The organism is Microbacterium sp. NPDC058342 (genome assembly GCF_042723935.1).
GTDB lineage: Bacteria > Actinomycetota > Actinomycetes > Actinomycetales > Microbacteriaceae > Microbacterium.
Genome location: NZ_JBHXID010000001.1, coordinates 1,652,929 through 1,669,833, shown reverse-complemented (window position 1 = coordinate 1,669,833; position 16,905 = coordinate 1,652,929). Strand labels below are relative to the sequence as shown.

Sequence of the window (16,905 nt, the reverse complement as noted above, 5' to 3'; positions counted from 1 at the left end):
CGATCGATCCATCCCGTCGCGTCGCAGGACGCGGCTCCGCCACGCAAGGAAACCCACGAGCACTATGAGAACTGCGGAGATCGCGCAGCGCTATCTCGACTACTTCGAGAAGAACGACCACCTCATCGTCCCCTCGGCGTCCCTGGTCAGCGACGACCCCTCGTTGCTGTTCACGGTCGCCGGGATGGTGCCGATGATCCCGTACCTCACCGGAGTCGTCCCCGCGCCGCACCCCCGCATCGCCGATGTGCAGAAGTGCATCCGCACGAACGACATCGAAGAGGTCGGCCGCACCGCCCGGCACGGCACGTTCTTCCAGATGCTCGGCAACTGGTCCTTCGGCGACTACTTCAAGGAAGGCGCCATCCGCTACGCGTGGGAGCTGCTGACCTCGTCGGAGTCGGACGGAGGCCTCGGCTTCGACGAGAAGGACCTCTGGGTCACGATCTACGAGACCGACGACGAGGCCGAGGCGATCTGGCGCGACGTCATCGGGCTCAAGCCCGAGCGCATCCAGCGGCTCGGACGGGCCGACAACTACTGGAACACCGGCCAGCCCGGCCCCGGCGGTCCGGATTCGGAGATCTTCTTCGATCGGGGTCCCGCCTATGGCCGCGACGGCGGCCCTGCAGCGGACGACACGCGCTTCCTGGAGATCTGGAACCTCGTGTTCATGCAGGACTTCATCGAGAACATCCGCGGCAAGACCGAGTTCGACATCGTGGGCGAACTGCCGATGAAGAACATCGACACCGGAATGGGACTCGAACGGGTCGCCTTCCTCAAGCAGGGCGTCGAGAACATGTACGAGACCGATCAGGTCCGTCCCGTACTCGACCGCGCCGTCGAGCTCTCCGGCCGGAAGTACGGCGTCGCGCACGAGGACGATGTGCGCTTCCGCGTGATCGCCGACCATGTGCGCTCGTCGCTGATGCTGCTCTCGGACGGGGTCCGTCCCTCCAACGAGGGCCGCGGCTACATCCTGCGCCGACTCATGCGCCGAACGGTCCGCGCGATGCGTCTGCTCGGTGTGGACGATCCTGCCTTCCCCGAGCTGTTCGCCGCGTCGAGGGACGCGATGAAGTCCGCCTACCCGGTGCTGGAGACGGAGTGGACGACGCTGTCGTCCGCCGCCTTCGCCGAGGAGGAGACGTTCCGCCGCACGCTCGCGCAGGGTTCGACGATCCTGGATCTCGCCCTCGCCGAGACGAAGAAGACCGGCGGGTCGACGCTGAGCGGCCCGGAGGCGTTCCTGCTGCACGACACGTACGGCTTCCCGATCGACCTCACCCTCGAGGTCGCCGAGGAGGCCGGGCTCGAGGTCGATCGCCCCGCCTTCGACTCCTTGATGAAGGAGCAGCGCGATCGTGCCAAGGCCGATGCACGCAATCGCAAGCGTCAGCTCGCCGATGTGTCCGTCTACCGCGAGTTCCGCGCCCTGGGCGAGACGGGCTTCGCGGGTTACACCGATCTGAAGGCCGAGACCCGCGTCCTCGGGCTGATCGTCGACGGCGCCCCGGTGCAGACCGCGGCCGAGGGGCAGGTCGCCGAGGTCATCCTGGCCGAGACGACCCTCTACGCCGAATCGGGCGGACAGGTGGCGGACAGGGGAACCATCGTCGGATCGGGCTTCGAGCTGGACGTGCTCGATGTGCAGCGCCCGGTGCCCGGGCTCATCAGCCACACCGTGCACGTGGCGACGGGAAGCGTGTCGGTCGACGATCGTGCGACGACGGTGGTCGACGCCGCCAACCGTCGCGCCGCACGGCAGGCTCACTCGGCCACGCACCTCGTGCACGCCGCCCTGCGCGACACCCTGGGCAAGACCGCGACGCAGTCCGGCTCGCTGAATCGCGCCGGCTACATGCGCTTCGACTTCGCGTGGTCGCAGCCGTTGTCGGCCGAGACGCGTTCGGAGATCGAGGACATCACCAACCGCGCGGTGAGCGACGCCCTCGAGGTGACCACGCGCATCGTCTCCCTGGATGAGGCGAAGGACGCCGGCGCCATGGCGCTGTTCGGAGAGAAGTACGGCGATGTCGTACGGATGGTCGACATCGGCGGTCCCTGGTCGCGCGAGCTCTGCGCGGGTACGCATGTTTCCTCGAGTGCCGAGATCGGGCTGGTGAGCGTCGTGGGCGAGTCGTCCGTCGGCGCGTCGAACCGCCGCATCGAGGCGCTGGTGGGCCAGGACGCGTTCCGCGAGCTCGCCGCCGAGCGCGCGGTGGTCTCTCAGCTGTCCGCGGCGCTGAAGGCGCCCCGCGACCAGCTGTCCGCTCGCATCGACGAGTTGCAGGCCAACCTGAAGATCGCCGAGAAGCGCATCGCGCAGTTCGAGGCGAAGGAGCGTGAAGGGCGCGTGCCCGCTCTGGCGGATGGCGCGCGGACGGTCGGCGGCTATCGTGTCGCCGCGAGCGCGCTGGGTGAGGTGGGTTCCGCCGATGACGTCCGCACACTCGCCCTGGGCGTGCGCGAACGGCTCGGATCGGATGCTGCAGTGGTGGCGTTCGGCGGCATCGCGAACGGTCGGCCGATCGTCGTCGTCGCGACCAATGAGGCGGCCCGGGCGGCAGGCGCCAAGGCCGGCGCACTGGTGCGCGTCGCGGCGGGCGTGCTCGGCGGCGGAGGAGGCGGCAAGGACGATGTCGCGCAGGGCGGCGGAGCAGACGCCTCGGCGCTGGACGCCGCGCTCGACGCCGTGGTCGCGGAGCTCTCGGCAGCGTGACGGGTTTCCGTCGCGGCGTCCGTCTCGGCATCGACGTCGGGAAGGCACGGGTGGGCGTGTCCCGCTGCGATCCTGACGGGATGCTCGCCGTGCCGGTCGAGACGGTGCCGCGGACGGAGGCCTCTGTTCAGCGCATCGCCGAGCTCGTGCGCGAATGGGAGCCGTTGGAGGTCGTCGTCGGTCTGCCCGTGAACATGCGGGGCGAGGACACGCCGTCGACGACGGATGCCAGGGACTTCGCCCGTGCGGTCGGCCGGAGCACCGGGGTGGCCGTGCGCCTCGTCGACGAGCGGCTGAGCACGGTGACGGCGCACGCCGCACTGCGTTCTTCGGGGAGATCCCAGAAGAAGTCTCGTAGCATTGTCGATCAGGTGGCCGCGGTCGTGCTCCTGCAGCACGCGGTGGACACCGAGAAGAGCACCGGGAACCCCGCCGGTGCGACGATCGACCTCGACGAGGAGTCCCGCAGCGATGACTGAGCCCGAGGGTTCCGCGAAGCGCCCCGGCCTGGGGGATCTGTTCGAGAACCTCCCCACCGCGGCCTCGCCGCTGCCCGAGCGGGAGACGCGCGATGACGCGGCGCCGGGCTCGAGACGCGCGCGACGTGAGGCGCGTCAGACGCCCGGGGCTGCGGTCGGCGACGGGGATGCCACGGTCGACGCAGCCGCAACTGCAGCCGCGGCGGGCGCGGGGCAGGACGCCGCTGCGGAGCCGGGAGTCGACACAGGAGCAGCGCCTGGCGCGAACGCATCTGTCGCTCCGGGCAGCGCGGCCGCACGCCCTCTCGACGGCGATGGCGACGCGATCGGCGGGATCGACGACCTCTTCGCGCCGGAACAGCATCGCGTCGCTCCCAAGTCGAAGCGCGGCCGGGGCTGCCTGGTCGGTCTCATCATCCTGCTGGTCGTGCTCGGCGGCATCGCCGCGGGCGGCGTCTGGGCGATGAACACCTACGGCGACCGGATCAACGAGATCATGGGCTGGGGTGAGCCCAAGGACTACGAGGCCGGACAGGCGACCGGCGAGGCGCTGGTCACGATCAAGACGGGCGATACCGGCTCACCCGTGTCCACCGCACTGTTCGAGGCGGGCGTGACGAAGACCGATCGCGTGTTCTACGACTACCTCATCGCGGAGAACCCCGGCGCCACCTTCTACCCCGGCGTCTACAAGCTGCAGCAGAAGATGACCGCCGCCGCCGCGCTCAAGGCGCTCGACGACCCGGCCAACCGCATGGAGAACACCGTGCGCATCGCCGAAGGCGGCACGATCGAATCGTCGCTGCCTCGTATCGTCGACGGCGTCGGCATCCCGCTCGAGGACCTGCAGGCCGCCGTGAAGGACCCCGGTGCGTATGGAGTGGATGCGAGCACGCTCGAGGGCTGGCTGTTCCCGGCGGTCTACACGTTCGATCCCGGCGCCACGGCGCAGGACGTGATCGCGCGGATGGTCGAGCGCACGCGTGAGTCGCTCGACACGGCCGGCGTGCCGGATGCCGATGCGCAGCGCGTGCTGACCATCGCCTCCATCATCGAGCGCGAAGCCCGCACGCCGGACTTCGCGAAGGTGTCGCGTGTCATCCAGAACCGTCTCGATGACGGCATGAAGCTCCAGATGGACTCGACCGCGCAGTACGGCTTCGGCGAGCTCCACGCCGGCTCGGCGAGCACCTCTGCGAAGGCTCAGCACGACGAGAACGACTGGAACACGTATGTCATCACCGGTCTGCCGGTCACACCGATCGCCAACCCGGGCGATGCGGCGATCGACGCCGCGATGCATCCCGTGGACGGGCCCTGGCTGTACTTCGTAACCGTGGACATGGCGACCGGAGAGACCCAGTTCTCCACCACCTACGAGGAGCACCAGCAGGGGATCAGGAAGATGCAGGCCTGGTGCAAGGCGAACCCCGGCACGGGCTGCTGAGATGAGCTCCCGGACCCGGCTCGCCGTGTGGGGCGATCCGATCGGGCACAGCCGCTCGCCGGCGCTGCACGCGGCGGCGTACCGACGCCTCGGACTGGACTGGGAGTACGGACGGTCGCGGGTGGATGCGCGTGGCTTCGCGGCGGCTCTCGGCGCCCTGGACTCGTCCTGGCGCGGTCTGTCGCTCACAATGCCGCTCAAGGAGGTCGCGCACGACGCGGCCGACACCCTGGATGTGCACGCAAGACTCACGGGTGCCGTCAACACGCTGCTTCTGGACGAGCGCAGACACGGATTCAACACCGACGTCGGCGGGATCGTCGACGCCTTCCGCGGCGCCGGCGTGCGGCAGGTGCGCTCGGTGCGCATCCTGGGGGCTGGTGCGACGGCGGCATCCGCCCTCGTCGCCGCACACGATCTGGGCGCCGGGTCGGCCGAGATCCGCGCCCGCCGCCCGCAGGCGGCGCAGCGGCTCACCGGCATCGGCGCCGAGCTCGGCGTCACCGTGACCGTCCGCGCCTTCGACGAGCCCGCGGACGGCGTCGACGCCACCGTCGCGACGCTGCCCAGTGGCACGGAGCTCGACGGCACGGTCGCCGCCGAGCTGGGGTCGGCAGGGGGCGCGCTCTTCGAAGCCGCCTATGCACCGTGGCCGTCGGCTTTGGCGGCGAACTGGCCCGACCCGACGGTGATCTCGGGCTTCGAGATGCTGCTGCACCAGGCCGTGCGACAGATCCGCATCTTCCTTCTCGGCACGCAGGATCGTCCGCTGGACGACGAGGACGTCATCGTGGCCGTCATGCGGTCTGCGGCCATGGGAGACTAGAGCAATGCTCCGCGTGCTCACGGCCGGCGAATCGCACGGTCCCGAACTCATCGCCGTCATGGAGGGCTTGCCCTCCGGTGTCACGGTCGACGCCACGGCCATCCAGGCCGACCTCCAGCGCCGCAAGCTGGGCTATGGGCGCGGATCGCGGATGAAGTTCGAGCAGGACGAGTTGACCATCTCCGGCGGAGTGCGTCACGGCAAGAGCCTGGGAAGCCCGATCGCTCTGCGGATCGGCAACACCGAGTGGCCGAAGTGGACCGAGGTGATGAACCCCGCACCTGCCGAGCTCACCGAGAAGTCTCGCGGTCGCGGAGCCGCGCTGACCCGGCCCCGCCCGGGGCACGCCGACCTCGTCGGCATGCAGAAGTACGACTTCGACGAGGCGCGCCCGATCCTGGAGCGCGCCAGTGCGCGCGAGACGGCTGCGCGTGTGGCGCTCGGCGCGGTCGCCAGGGCCTTCCTCTCCGAGCTGGGGATCCGCCTGGTCAGCCACACGCTCTCCATCGGTCCGGTGCAGGTGCCCGAGGGGTCGCGCATCCCGGCGCCCGACGACGTCGACTCGCTCGACGCCGACCCGCTGCGCTGTTTCGACCCGGCGACCTCCGCACGGATGGTCGCCGAGGTCGACGCCGCTCGTAAGGACGGCGACACACTGGGCGGGATCGTCGAAGTGCTCGCCTACGGCCTGCCGCCCGGGGTCGGCTCCCACGTGCACTGGGACCGCCGGCTGGACGGTCGTCTCGCACAGGCCCTGATGAGCATCCAGGCCATCAAGGGCGTCGAGGTCGGCGACGGCTTCGAGACCACGCGCCGCCGGGGTTCGGCCGCGCATGACGAGCTCTTCGTCACCGATGACGGCATCGCGCGCGCCTCGGATCGCGCCGGCGGCACCGAAGGCGGCATGACGACCGGTACCGTGCTGCGCGTGCGCGCGGGCATGAAGCCCATCGCGACCGTTCCGCATGCGCTGCGCACCATCGATGTCGCCTCCGGCGAGGCGGCCACCGCGCATCATCAGCGCTCGGACGTGTGCGCCGTTCCCGCGGCCGGCGTCGTCGCCGAGGCGATGGTCGCGATCGAGCTGGCGAATTCCGTTCTCGAGAAGTTCGGCGGCGACAGCATCCGCGAGACCCGGCGCAACCTCGACGCGTACCTCGAGGCCATCCCCGCGTCGCTCCGGACTGCTCCCGCGTCGGAGGCGGCCCTGCTCGCCCATGATGAGCTCTCCTGAGCCGCACGGGCGACCGCTGACCCTGGTTCTCGTCGGCCCGATGGCTGCCGGTAAGACCAGCGTGGGCCGCAAGGTCGCGCGTCTGCTGAGCGTGCCGTTCATCGACACCGACAAGCGGATCGCCGCCGCGCATGGACCGATCCCGCAGATCTTCGCCGAACACGGCGAACAGCGATTTCGCATGATCGAGCGCGAAGAGGTTGCGTCGGCTGTTCGCGAGGGGGGTGTCGTCTCGCTGGGCGGGGGAGCGGTGACCGATGCCGGCACACGCGACCTGCTGGCCGGTGAGCCCGTCGTGTTCCTGACGGTGAGCGCGGAGGCCGTGGCGCATCGCGTCCGCGGCGCCGGACGACCCCTGCTCGCCGGTGAGGAAGACCCTGTGCAGCGCTGGCGGACGATCTTCGCCGAGCGCCGGGGCTGGTACGAGGAGGTCGCCGATCTGACGGTCGACACCTCCCGCCGCCCGATGAGGATGATCGCGGAGGAGATCGCCGCATGGAGGAAGGAACAGGCATGACCACGACCACCATCAGCGTCACCGGCGCCGAGAGCTACGACATCATCGTGGGCCGGGGGATCCTCGACCGCGTCGCGGCAGCACTGGACCCGGCTGTGCGCAAGGTGCTGGTCGTGCACCCGCCGACTCTGGCGAATCGCGCCGCCGAGCTTCGCGACCGCCTCATGGCCGATGGTGCCAGGCAGGTGCTGCTCGCCGAGATCCCGGATGCCGAGCAGGGCAAGCGAATCGAGGTCGCGGCGTTCTGCTGGCAGGTGATGGGTCAGGCCGACTTCACCCGCACCGACGCGGTGATCGGCTACGGCGGCGGGTCCGTCACCGATCTCGCCGGCTTCGTGGCCGCGACCTGGCTGCGTGGTGTGCAGGTCGTGCAGGTGCCCACGACCGTGCTGGGACTGGTGGATGCCGCGGTGGGCGGCAAGACCGGTGTGAACACCGCGGAGGGCAAGAACCTCGTCGGCGCGTTCTGGGCGCCTCGCGCCGTGATCGGCGATCTGGACGAGCTGGGCAGCCTGAGCGCGAACGAGGCGACCGCGGGATACGCCGAGGTGGTGAAGGCGGGCTTCATCTGGGCGCCGGAGATCCTGGACATCATCGAGGCGGGACCGCAGCGCGCCGTGGACCCGACGACGGACGAGTTCCGGCGCACGGTCGAGCTCGCGATCGACATGAAGGCCAAGGTCGTCTCGAGCGACTTCCGCGAGGCGGGGCAGCGGGAGATCCTGAACTACGGACACACGCTGGGTCATGCGATCGAGCACGCCGAGCGGTACCAGTGGCGCCATGGGGCGGCGATCTCGATCGGCATGATGTACGCCGCCGAGCTCTCGCGTCTCGCCGGCCGACTCTCGGACGATGCCGTCGACCGGCACCGGAGCGTCATGGAATCTCTGGGCCTGCCCACGACGTATCGCGCCGGCGCGTGGCGAACGCTGCTGGCGACCATGCAGCGCGACAAGAAGGCGCGCGGCGGCATGCTGCGCTTCATCCTGCTCGACGACATCGCCAAGCCCACCGTCCTGCAAGCACCCGACGAGTCGCTGCTGTTCGCCGCATACCAAGAGGTCTCCGACTGAATCGACCGGGCGCTGGTAATGTGCGGAGCGTGTCCGCACCCCATCGCCTGCTGCTCGTGAACGGCCCCAACCTCAATCTGCTCGGCACTCGCGAACCAGACGTGTACGGCACGGCGACACTCGCCGATGTGGAGCGGCTCGCGACCGCATCCGCGACGGATGCCGGCTATGAGATCCGCGCGGTCCAGAGCAATCACGAGGGCGTGCTGATCGATGCGATCCACGCCGCGCGCGAGGACTGCGTCGGCATCGTCATCAACCCCGGCGGCCTGACCCACACATCGGTGGCGCTGCGCGATGCGCTGACCGGCGTCGGAATGCCCTTCGCGGAGGTGCACGTCTCGGACGTCTACGCCCGCGAGGCGTTCCGCCACTTCTCGTACCTCGACGACGTGGCCGCCGTGCGCGTGGTCGGCAAGGGCGTCGAGGGGTACGCGCAGGCGGTGCGGGAGCTGATCGCACTGCTCAGCAGGGGCTAGGCCCTCCGATTCGACGTCGGTGAGACCCGGCGATTCCGGCCATCGGATAGAATCGCTTCTCGGCCACTTCTCTGCGCGCATCCGCGCCGGCCATCGCCCTCCACAAACGAACGGACTCCCACCCGCATGGCATCCACCGCAGACATCAAGAACGGCGTCGTCATCAAGATCGACGGACAGCTCTGGAGCGTCGTGGAGTTCCAGCACGTCAAGCCCGGCAAGGGCGGTGCGTTCGTGCGCACCAAGCTCAAGAACGTCGTCACGGGCAAGACCGTCGACAAGACGTACAACGCCGGCACGAAGATCGAGATCGAGAACGTCGATCGTCGCGACTTCACCTACCTGTACACCGACGGCGACAGCTTCGTGTTCATGGACCAGGAGGACTACGACCAGATCAACGTCCCCGCTGCGACCGTCGGCGACGCCGCGAACTTCATGCTCGAGAACCAGCAGGTGCAGATCGCGCTAAACAACGGCAACCCGCTGTACATCGAGCTGCCGGCATCCGTCGTGCTCGAGGTCACGTACACCGAGCCCGGCCTGCAGGGCGACCGCTCCTCGGCCGGCACCAAGCCCGCCACGCTCGAGACCGGTTACGAGATCCAGGTGCCGCTGTTCCTCGAGACCGGCACGAAGGTCAAGGTCGACACCCGCACGGGCGACTACCTCGGCCGGGTCAACGACTGACCTTGAGCGCTCGCACCAAGGCGCGCAAGCGCGCCCTCGACATCCTCTTCTCCGCCGACGTGCGCGGAGAAGAGGTCTCGGTGTCCCTGGCGGCCGCCGCCAGGCGCGCCGCCAACGAGCCCTCCCGTGAGGCGTCCTGGCTGTACGCGCGCGACATCGTGGACGGGATCATCGATCATCACGACGAGATCGACGAGCAGATCACCACGCACAGCCGTGACTGGAAGATCGAGCGGATGCCCGCGGTCGACCGCGCCCTGCTGCGGATCGGTGCCTGGGAGATCCTCTACAACGACGAGGTGCCGACGGCCGTCGCCATCGACGAGGCCGTCGAGCTCGCCAAGGAGCTCTCCACCGAGGACTCGGGCTCCTTCGTCCACGGCGTGCTGGCGCGCATCGACCGGGCGAAGTGAGCGGTGCCGGGCGACGCTCGGCTGAGTCACGGCGGATGTCGGCGGCAGCCATGAGGATGCTCGGATGAGCATTCCGCGACCGAGCGCGCAGCAGCTGCGTCGGCTCGCCGGCGACGGCGGCTACCAGCGCGGCCTGGACTACGCACGCCGTGGCCAGGTCCAGCACACGTCGTGGGATGCCGGATCCGAGACGCTGCACGCCGAGGTCTACGGCGGCGATGCCATGCCGTACCGCTGTGTCGTGCGGTTCCGGGGCGGGGAGATCCTCTCCGCGACCTGCTCGTGTCCGGTGCGCACCGCCTGCAAGCACACCGTCGCCGCGCTGCTGGTCGCCCCCGAGCAGGAGAGCAGGGAGCGTGCCGCCGCGGAGTCCAGGCGCGAAGCGCAGCGCGCCGCGTGGAGGCGCCTGGTCCCACAGGCACCGCACCACGGCGCCATCACGCCCCTCGCCCTGGGGGTCGAGCTGCGGGTGCGCCCACCCCGCTCCGCCGACCGCTGGGGCGCTGCCCCGGCGCGCACCGCCACACCGCGCGAGCTCGCACGCGAGCACGGGGAGGTCCAGCTCGCGGTGCGGCCGCTGATGCGCAGCGAGTCGACCGGCAGGTGGGTGCAGGGTGATGCGACCTGGGACGGCATCCGCCGTCCCAGCGGCAGGTTCGACAGCGCGCAGGCGCGCTGGTTCACGGACTTCCTCGCGATCGCCCGCGATTCGCTGCTCTCGGGCACCGCGACCGAGTGGATTCCACTGGATCGGGTCGAATCGCCCTTGCTCTGGCAGCACCTGCACGCGCTCGGAGGCCTGGGCATCCCGCTCGTCCCCACACAGAAGCACACCACCGCCCGGTTCGCGGAGGTCGCGACCGCAGGCATCCGGATCGACGCCGCTGACGACGGCGGACTGCGCGTCAGCGCGCTGATCCACATCGACGGCACCGAGGTGCCCCCGGCGTCCGTCCGGCCGATCGGCTCGACCGGCGTGTACCGCTGGGAGGTCGCGGGCGCCGAGCTGCACGTCGTCCTGGCGCCGGTCGCGCTGTCCGCCACGGTCCGCGCCGCGGTGACCACCGAGATGCCCATCGACGTCTCCGCTGACGACCGGGAGCTGTTCCTGGCCGAGGCGTACCCGACGATCGCCCGACAGGGCAGCGTCACGACGGCCCCCGGGCTGAAGCTGCCCGCACCGGCGAAGCCGGAACCGGTGCTGCACGTGACCTTCGGCGCGGCCGACCGGGTGACGCACCGGTTCGAATGGGAGTACCGCGGGCACGGATCCGTCCCGGTCGAGCCCGACATCCCCATCCCGCCCGATCATCCGTTCCGTGACCAGGAGGCCGAACGGCAGTCGCTGCGCGAGCTGGAGCGGATCTGGCGCACGGCGACGCCGGCGCCGTTCGACGCCCGTGCCGCCCACCTCGGAGTCGCGACGGCGGAATGGTCTGCGACAGTGCTTCCCGCCTTCGAGGACAGCGAGGTGCGCGTCGTCGTCACCGGCAGACGCAAGAAGTACCGCGAACTGACCGGAGCGCCCGAGATCACCGTGTCCACCGTGGACTCCCCGGACCCCGACTGGTTCGATCTCGGCATCATCGTCAAGGTCGACGGGGTCTCGATCCCCTTCACCCCGCTGTTCACCGCCCTCAGCATGCGCCGCACCAAGCTGCTGCTCGTGGACGGCACGTACTTCTCCCTGGCGCATCCGGCCCTTCAGACCCTTCGCGACCTCATCGACGAGGCGGCGGACCTCGCCGAGTGGGAGACCGGCCCGCGCATCAGCAGGCATCAGACGGCGCTGTGGGCCGACTTCGAGGACCTCGCCGACCAGTCCGAGGCGGCCGTCTCCTGGCGGGCGCTGGCGCAGGGCCTCCGCGATGTCGAGCACGTTCCGCCGACGGAGGTCCCGCGCGGACTGAACGCCACGCTGCGCCCGTACCAGAAGCAGGGATTCGACTGGCTCGCCTTCCTCTGGCGGCATCGGCTCGGCGGCATCCTGGCCGACGACATGGGGCTCGGCAAGACGCTGCAGCTGCTGTCGCTGATGGCGCACGCCCGCGAGACGGGGGAGTCGGCGCCCTTCCTGGTCATCGCCCCGACCTCGGTGCTCGGCACCTGGCGCGGCGAGGCGGCGCGCTTCGCCCCGGGGCTGCGCGTGCACGTCGTCGAGGGAACCGCCGCACGGCGCGACGAGGACCTGCGCGAGCTCGCCGCGCAGGCGGATGTCATCGTGACGTCGTACACGCTGCTCCGGCTGGACGAGGGCGAGTACGCCGGCCAGGAGTGGGCAGGCGTCATCCTCGACGAGGCCCAGTTCGCGAAGAACCCGGCCACGAAAGCTCACAAGGCCATCGCCGCGCTGCGCGCCCGCGTGAAGATCGCCGTCACGGGAACACCGCTCGAGAACAGCCTGACGGATCTGTGGGCTCTGTTCTCGATCACCGCGCCCGGGCTGTTCCCCTCCGCCCGCAGGTTCCGCGAGGAGTACGTGCAGCCCATCGAACAGGGTAAGGTGCCCGAGAACGAGGAGGGCGGCGAGTACCGTCGACGTCGACTCGACCGGCTGCGCCGTCGCATCCGCCCGCTCATGCTGCGCCGCACCAAGGAGCTCGTCGCGGCGGAGCTGCCCGAGAAGCAGGTGCAGGAGGTCTTCGTCGAACTCTCGCCCGCGCACCGTGCGAGATACGATGCCGTCCTGCAGCGCGAGAGGCAGAAGCTGCTGGGGCTGCTGGCCGATCTGGACCGCAACCGCTTCATCGTCTTCCGGTCGCTGACGATGCTCCGGATGCTCGCTCTCGCCCCGGGCCTGATCGACCCGGCCGACGCGTCGATCGCCTCCAGCAAGCTCGACGTCCTCCTCGAGCACGTGCACGAGCTGCGCGCCGAGGGCCACCGCGCTCTGGTCTTCAGTCAGTTCACGAGCTTCCTCGACCTCGCGGCCGAGCGTCTCACCGCCGCCGGCGTGCCGCATGTGCATCTCGACGGGTCCACACGCAACCGCAGCCAGGTGATCGAGGAGTTCCGCACGGGCGACCAGCCCGTGTTCCTGATCAGCCTGAAGGCGGGCGGGTTCGGTCTCACACTCACCGAGGCGGACTACGTGTTCCTGCTCGACCCGTGGTGGAACCCCGCTGCCGAGGCCCAGGCCATCGACCGCACCCATCGCATCGGTCAGACGAGCCGCGTGTTCGTGTACCGTCTGATCGCCGCAGCGACCATCGAGGAGAAGGTGCTGGCACTGCAGCAGCGCAAGGCTCGTCTGTTCACCGCAGTGATGGACGACGACGAGCTGTTCGCCCAGGCGCTGACCGCCGACGACATCCGCGGTCTCCTGGAGACCTGATCCCCGGTGGCACGGCGCCACCGGCCGCGCACCCCTGGCGCACAGCATCCGCTCGGTAGAATCGACACTGCCCAAGCAGGAGGAGAGACATGCGGATCACGGGACTCGGCCACGCCGGGATGTTCATCGAGACGGTCGGCGGGAACATCATCTGCGATCCCGTTCTCGGCCCGTCGTTCTTCGGATCCTGGTTCCCGTTCCCCGACAACCGCGGACTCGACTGGGAGCGCCTCGGACGCGAAGCGGACTTCCTCTACATCTCTCACCGTCACCGCGACCACTTCGATCCGCGCCTGCTGGAGCGGTACATCCGCAAGGACATCGAGGTCCTGCTCCCCGAGTACGTCACCGACGACCTCGAGAACGACATCCGCGCTCTGGGCTACACCAACATCTTCTACGCGCCCGCGGGAGAGGTCTTCGAGCGCGGCGGCGCGAAGATGATGATCACGCCGCTGCGCGCGCCCAGCGACGGCCCGATCGGCGACTCCTCGCTCAGCGTCGACGACGGCACCGCATCCATCCTGAACCAGAACGATTCGCACCCTCTCGACCTTGAGGCGCTGATGTCGTTCGGCAAGCCTGAGGCGTACTTCACGCAGGTCTCCGGCGCGATCTGGTGGCCGATGGTGTACGACCTGCCGCAGGACGCCAAGCAGAAGTTCGCCCGGCTCAAGCGCGAGGCGCAGAACAAGCGTGCGATGTACTACATCGAGAAGGTCGACGCTCCGCACGTGTTCCCGATGGCGGGACCGCCCATGTTCCTGCGCGAGGAGCTGTTCCGCTACAACGGCACCGGCCAGGACGACGACTCGATCTTCACGGATCAGAAGGAGTTCCTCGCTCACCTCAAGGAGCAGGCGCCGCAGTACGACGGCCGGCTGTTCGTGCCGGGCACCGTCGTCGAGATGAACCACGGCGAGATGACGGTCACCCAGAGCCTCTACACCGAGGCGGAGATCGACCACATCTTCGACGAGAAGTGGGAGTACCTGGAGGAGCAGAAGGCCTCGCGCCAGCAGGAGATCCGCGACGAGGAGGCCACGCGCGCCGACATCATCCCGCCGGCCGAGATGCTCGAGGCCATCAAGACCTGGTGGGAGCCGCTGCTGAAGAAGTCGCGCACGATCCGGCTGGGCGTGGGCGGCAACGTGCGGTTCCGGATCGGCGAGCTGGACCTGGTCGTCGACTTCCCGAAGGCCAAGGTGCGCGAGTACGCGGGGGAGGAGTGCATCTACTGGTACACGATCCCCGCCGACCTGGTCTCGACGAACATCCGCGACCACGAGATCGACTGGTCGAACTCGATCTTCCTGTCGATGCAGTTCTCCGTGGGCCGCAGCGGCAAGTTCAACGAGTTCCTGACCACGTTCCTCAAGTGCCTGTCGGTCGACCGCATCGAGTACGTCGAGAACTGGTACCAGGAGCAGACAGACCAGACCGAGGACGCCGAGATCGGCGACTGGGTGGTCCAGCGCCGCTGCCCGCACCTGCGCGCCGATCTGACCCGCACCGGGAAGATCGAGGACGGCGTGCTCACCTGCAGCATGCACGACTGGAAGTGGGACCTGAAGACGGGCAAGTGCCTGACGACCACGGGCCACCCGATCCGCGCGGCCAAGGTCGACCCGGTCACCGACGAGGCGCTGCGCGCCGGCTGATCGCCAGGGGGCTCTCCGGTTGGCCGATTGTCAGCGGTAGGTAGCCGAAGAATCGGCCAGGATCCGCCGCTTGAGCTCGACGGGCCGGAGATCGAGCCCTGATACCTGGGAGCGAGCGACGAACTCGACGTCATACGTGCCGCGGGTCGGATCGGCGAGCTCCGGGCCGCTGCGGAGCGACAGGTCCATGCCGATCAGCCGCACACTGCAGAAGATCTCGGAGCGGATGCCGTCGATCATCCGCTCGAACAGCACCTGTCCGATCTCCGCCTCAGCGCCCAGCTCCTCGCGGAGCTCCCGCTGTAAGGCATCCTCGATCGACGCATCCGTTAGCGCGACGCCACCGCCGGGCGCTGTCCAGTAGGGGGCCTGCCCGGGGCGCGTGCGCTTGATCACGAGGTATCGGCCCTCGGCATCCGTCAGCACCGCACGAACGCGAGGGAGCGGGATGTCGAGGTCGATGACATCCGGGAATCCCAGACCCTCCCAGAAGCCGACCGCGGCATCTCCCGCAGCGACGAGCCCCATCGACACCATCCAGGCCGTCAGCACCATGCCGTGCGTGCCGACGATGAGATGGTCGGCAGAATGGGCGAGCAGTCCCATATGAAAGCGGTGCGCTGCGGCATCCGGTGTTTCCCAGCCGTCGTGCCGCGCGTCCAGTCGGCCGGACACCCATGCCCGGCGCGCTTCGCGAAACCCGTAGTGCACCTGCTCCTCACGGTCGACCTCACGGAAGCGCATGTCTTGGATGATCGCCGCCGCGTCGACATGCAGCGCAAGCGCGGCCGTCTGCACCGCCTTCGTCTCGGGGCTCGATACCGCCGTCGTGGCGTCGATCATCAGCGCGGATGCGTCGGCGGTTCCTTCGGCGCTGAGTCGCCACGCACTCGGCGGTGCCGACACAACGACCTCCGGCATCGCGTGTCGCAAAAGCGTCAGGCGGCGCCGCGGGCTCATCGTTGCACGAACCCATCGGTCGTGTCTGCGACGAGCTGCATCTGCTTCGGGCCGCCATGTCCTTCGTCCTCGGCGATGTGCAGCGAACTCCCCGGCCACCGCCTGTGCAGCTCCCATGCCGTACCGGCGGGGCCGCTCACGTCTCGGCGGCCGTGGATGAGCACGCCCGGGATCCCGGCGAGCTCAGGTGCGCGGTCCAGAATGCGCTGGGAGCCGGTGAGGAAGCAGTCGTTCGACCAGTAGTGGCTGACCAGCAGTGCGAAATTCTGCTGGTCGCGAGGGTCGTGATGCAATGGCCCAGGCATCCACTCCGGGTCGAGCGAGATGTGCGTCGACTCCCAGGTATCCCAGGCAGATGCAGCCGCACGGCGGACGGACGAAGAAGGATCGCGCAGCATCTCGGCGTAGACGTCGACAATGCGCCGGTCGCCAGCAGGCGCGGCGAACCTCTCCCACGCTTCAGGGAAGATCCGGCCCACACCTTCGGTGAGCCAATCAATCTCTTCGCGGCTGCCGGTTGTCACCGCCACGTTGATGATCTCCGAGACACGGTCTGGGCGCTCCAGTGCATAGGCGAGCGCGAGCGTCGATCCCCATGACACCCCGTGCATGAGCCATTGATCGACCCCGAGCACCTCGCGTAACGCTTCGATGTCGGCGATCTGCGCCTGGGTGGTGTTCCCGGTCAGTCCGTCCAGGTCATCCATCGCCCAGGGCGTGCTCCTCCCGCATCCACGCTGGTCGAATCCGACGATCAGATACTTCTCCGGATCGAACCTGCGCCGGTATCCTCCACGGCGCAGCCCACCACCAGGCCCCCCGTGCAGATACAACGCCGGACGTCCATGCGGGTTGCCGGAGAGTTCCCAGTACAGCTCAGCGCCATCGGGTCGGGCGAGACGACCGGTCCGGAAGGGCTCTACACGCGGGTACACATCCGCATCCTATGCGTCTCGATGTCCGAGTCCGGGGCCACTCTGCGTGGCATGGACGACACCGCATACACAATCGGAGTCATCGTGGCGCCGGGTCCCGTCTGGCTACAATGGATCCATCACCACCTT

The 16,905-nt window shown here is 69.0% G+C and carries 14 protein-coding genes; 12 read left to right on the top strand and 2 right to left on the bottom strand.

Annotated features, from left to right (window positions below; genetic code table 11):
- Positions 1-64: 64 nt before the first annotated feature.
- The 12 genes from alaS to ACFWHT_RS07670 all read left to right on the top strand — a co-directional run bounded on the left by alaS (position 65) and on the right by ACFWHT_RS07670 (position 14,881).
- Complete coding sequence (gene alaS, locus ACFWHT_RS07725) at positions 65-2,725, top strand: alanine--tRNA ligase (RefSeq protein ID WP_378827025.1); 2,661 nt, start codon at positions 65-67, stop codon at positions 2,723-2,725.
- Positions 2,722-3,204, top strand: coding sequence for a Holliday junction resolvase RuvX (gene ruvX / locus ACFWHT_RS07720; RefSeq protein ID WP_378827023.1), 483 nt, complete (start codon positions 2,722-2,724; stop codon positions 3,202-3,204). Before alaS ends, ruvX begins: the two co-directional genes overlap by 4 nt.
- Complete coding sequence (mltG, locus tag ACFWHT_RS07715; protein ID WP_378827021.1) at positions 3,197-4,651, top strand: endolytic transglycosylase MltG; 1,455 nt, start codon at positions 3,197-3,199, stop codon at positions 4,649-4,651. The genes ruvX and mltG overlap by 8 nt, the downstream gene beginning before the upstream one ends.
- A gap of 1 nt (position 4,652) precedes the next feature.
- Positions 4,653-5,477 carry a shikimate dehydrogenase family protein gene (locus tag ACFWHT_RS07710; RefSeq protein ID WP_378827019.1) on the top strand — a complete coding sequence of 275 codons (825 nt, stop codon included), beginning with the start codon at positions 4,653-4,655 and terminating at the stop codon, positions 5,475-5,477.
- 4 nt (positions 5,478-5,481) lie between these two features.
- The gene (gene aroC / locus ACFWHT_RS07705; RefSeq protein WP_378827017.1) at positions 5,482-6,711 is read left to right on the top strand and encodes a chorismate synthase; all 1,230 of its coding nucleotides are present in this window, start codon (positions 5,482-5,484) and stop codon (positions 6,709-6,711) included.
- Positions 6,698-7,228, top strand: a complete 531-nt coding sequence (locus tag ACFWHT_RS07700) for a shikimate kinase (RefSeq protein WP_378827949.1) — start codon at positions 6,698-6,700, stop codon at positions 7,226-7,228. Before aroC ends, ACFWHT_RS07700 begins: the two co-directional genes overlap by 14 nt.
- Entirely contained in the window at positions 7,225-8,304 is a 1,080-nt protein-coding gene (gene aroB / locus ACFWHT_RS07695) for a 3-dehydroquinate synthase (RefSeq protein WP_378827015.1), read from the top strand. The genes ACFWHT_RS07700 and aroB overlap by 4 nt, the downstream gene beginning before the upstream one ends.
- A gap of 29 nt (positions 8,305-8,333) precedes the next feature.
- The gene (locus ACFWHT_RS07690; RefSeq protein ID WP_378827013.1) at positions 8,334-8,783 is read left to right on the top strand and encodes a type II 3-dehydroquinate dehydratase; all 450 of its coding nucleotides are present in this window, start codon (positions 8,334-8,336) and stop codon (positions 8,781-8,783) included.
- Between the two features lie 126 nt (positions 8,784-8,909).
- Positions 8,910-9,473, top strand: coding sequence for an elongation factor P (efp, locus tag ACFWHT_RS07685; protein ID WP_378827012.1), 564 nt, complete (start codon positions 8,910-8,912; stop codon positions 9,471-9,473).
- A 2-nt stretch (positions 9,474-9,475) separates the two neighbouring features.
- Complete coding sequence (gene nusB, locus ACFWHT_RS07680) at positions 9,476-9,886, top strand: transcription antitermination factor NusB (protein WP_378827010.1); 411 nt, start codon at positions 9,476-9,478, stop codon at positions 9,884-9,886.
- 64 nt (positions 9,887-9,950) lie between these two features.
- Entirely contained in the window at positions 9,951-13,220 is a 3,270-nt protein-coding gene (locus ACFWHT_RS07675; protein WP_378827008.1) for an SNF2-related protein, read from the top strand.
- A gap of 89 nt (positions 13,221-13,309) precedes the next feature.
- On the top strand, positions 13,310-14,881 hold the full coding sequence (locus ACFWHT_RS07670) for a Rieske 2Fe-2S domain-containing protein (protein ID WP_378827005.1): 1,572 nt from the start codon (positions 13,310-13,312) through the stop codon (positions 14,879-14,881).
- A 30-nt stretch (positions 14,882-14,911) separates the two neighbouring features.
- Here ACFWHT_RS07670 and ACFWHT_RS07665 read toward each other — a convergent pair whose 3' ends face one another.
- Positions 14,912-15,802, bottom strand: a complete 891-nt coding sequence (locus ACFWHT_RS07665) for an NUDIX domain-containing protein (protein ID WP_378827003.1) — start codon at positions 15,800-15,802, stop codon at positions 14,912-14,914.
- 35 nt (positions 15,803-15,837) lie between these two features.
- Positions 15,838-16,776 (bottom strand): prolyl aminopeptidase, encoded by a 939-nt coding sequence (pip, locus tag ACFWHT_RS07660; RefSeq protein WP_378827001.1) that lies wholly within the window; start codon positions 16,774-16,776, stop codon positions 15,838-15,840.
- Positions 16,777-16,905: the final 129 nt, after the last annotated feature.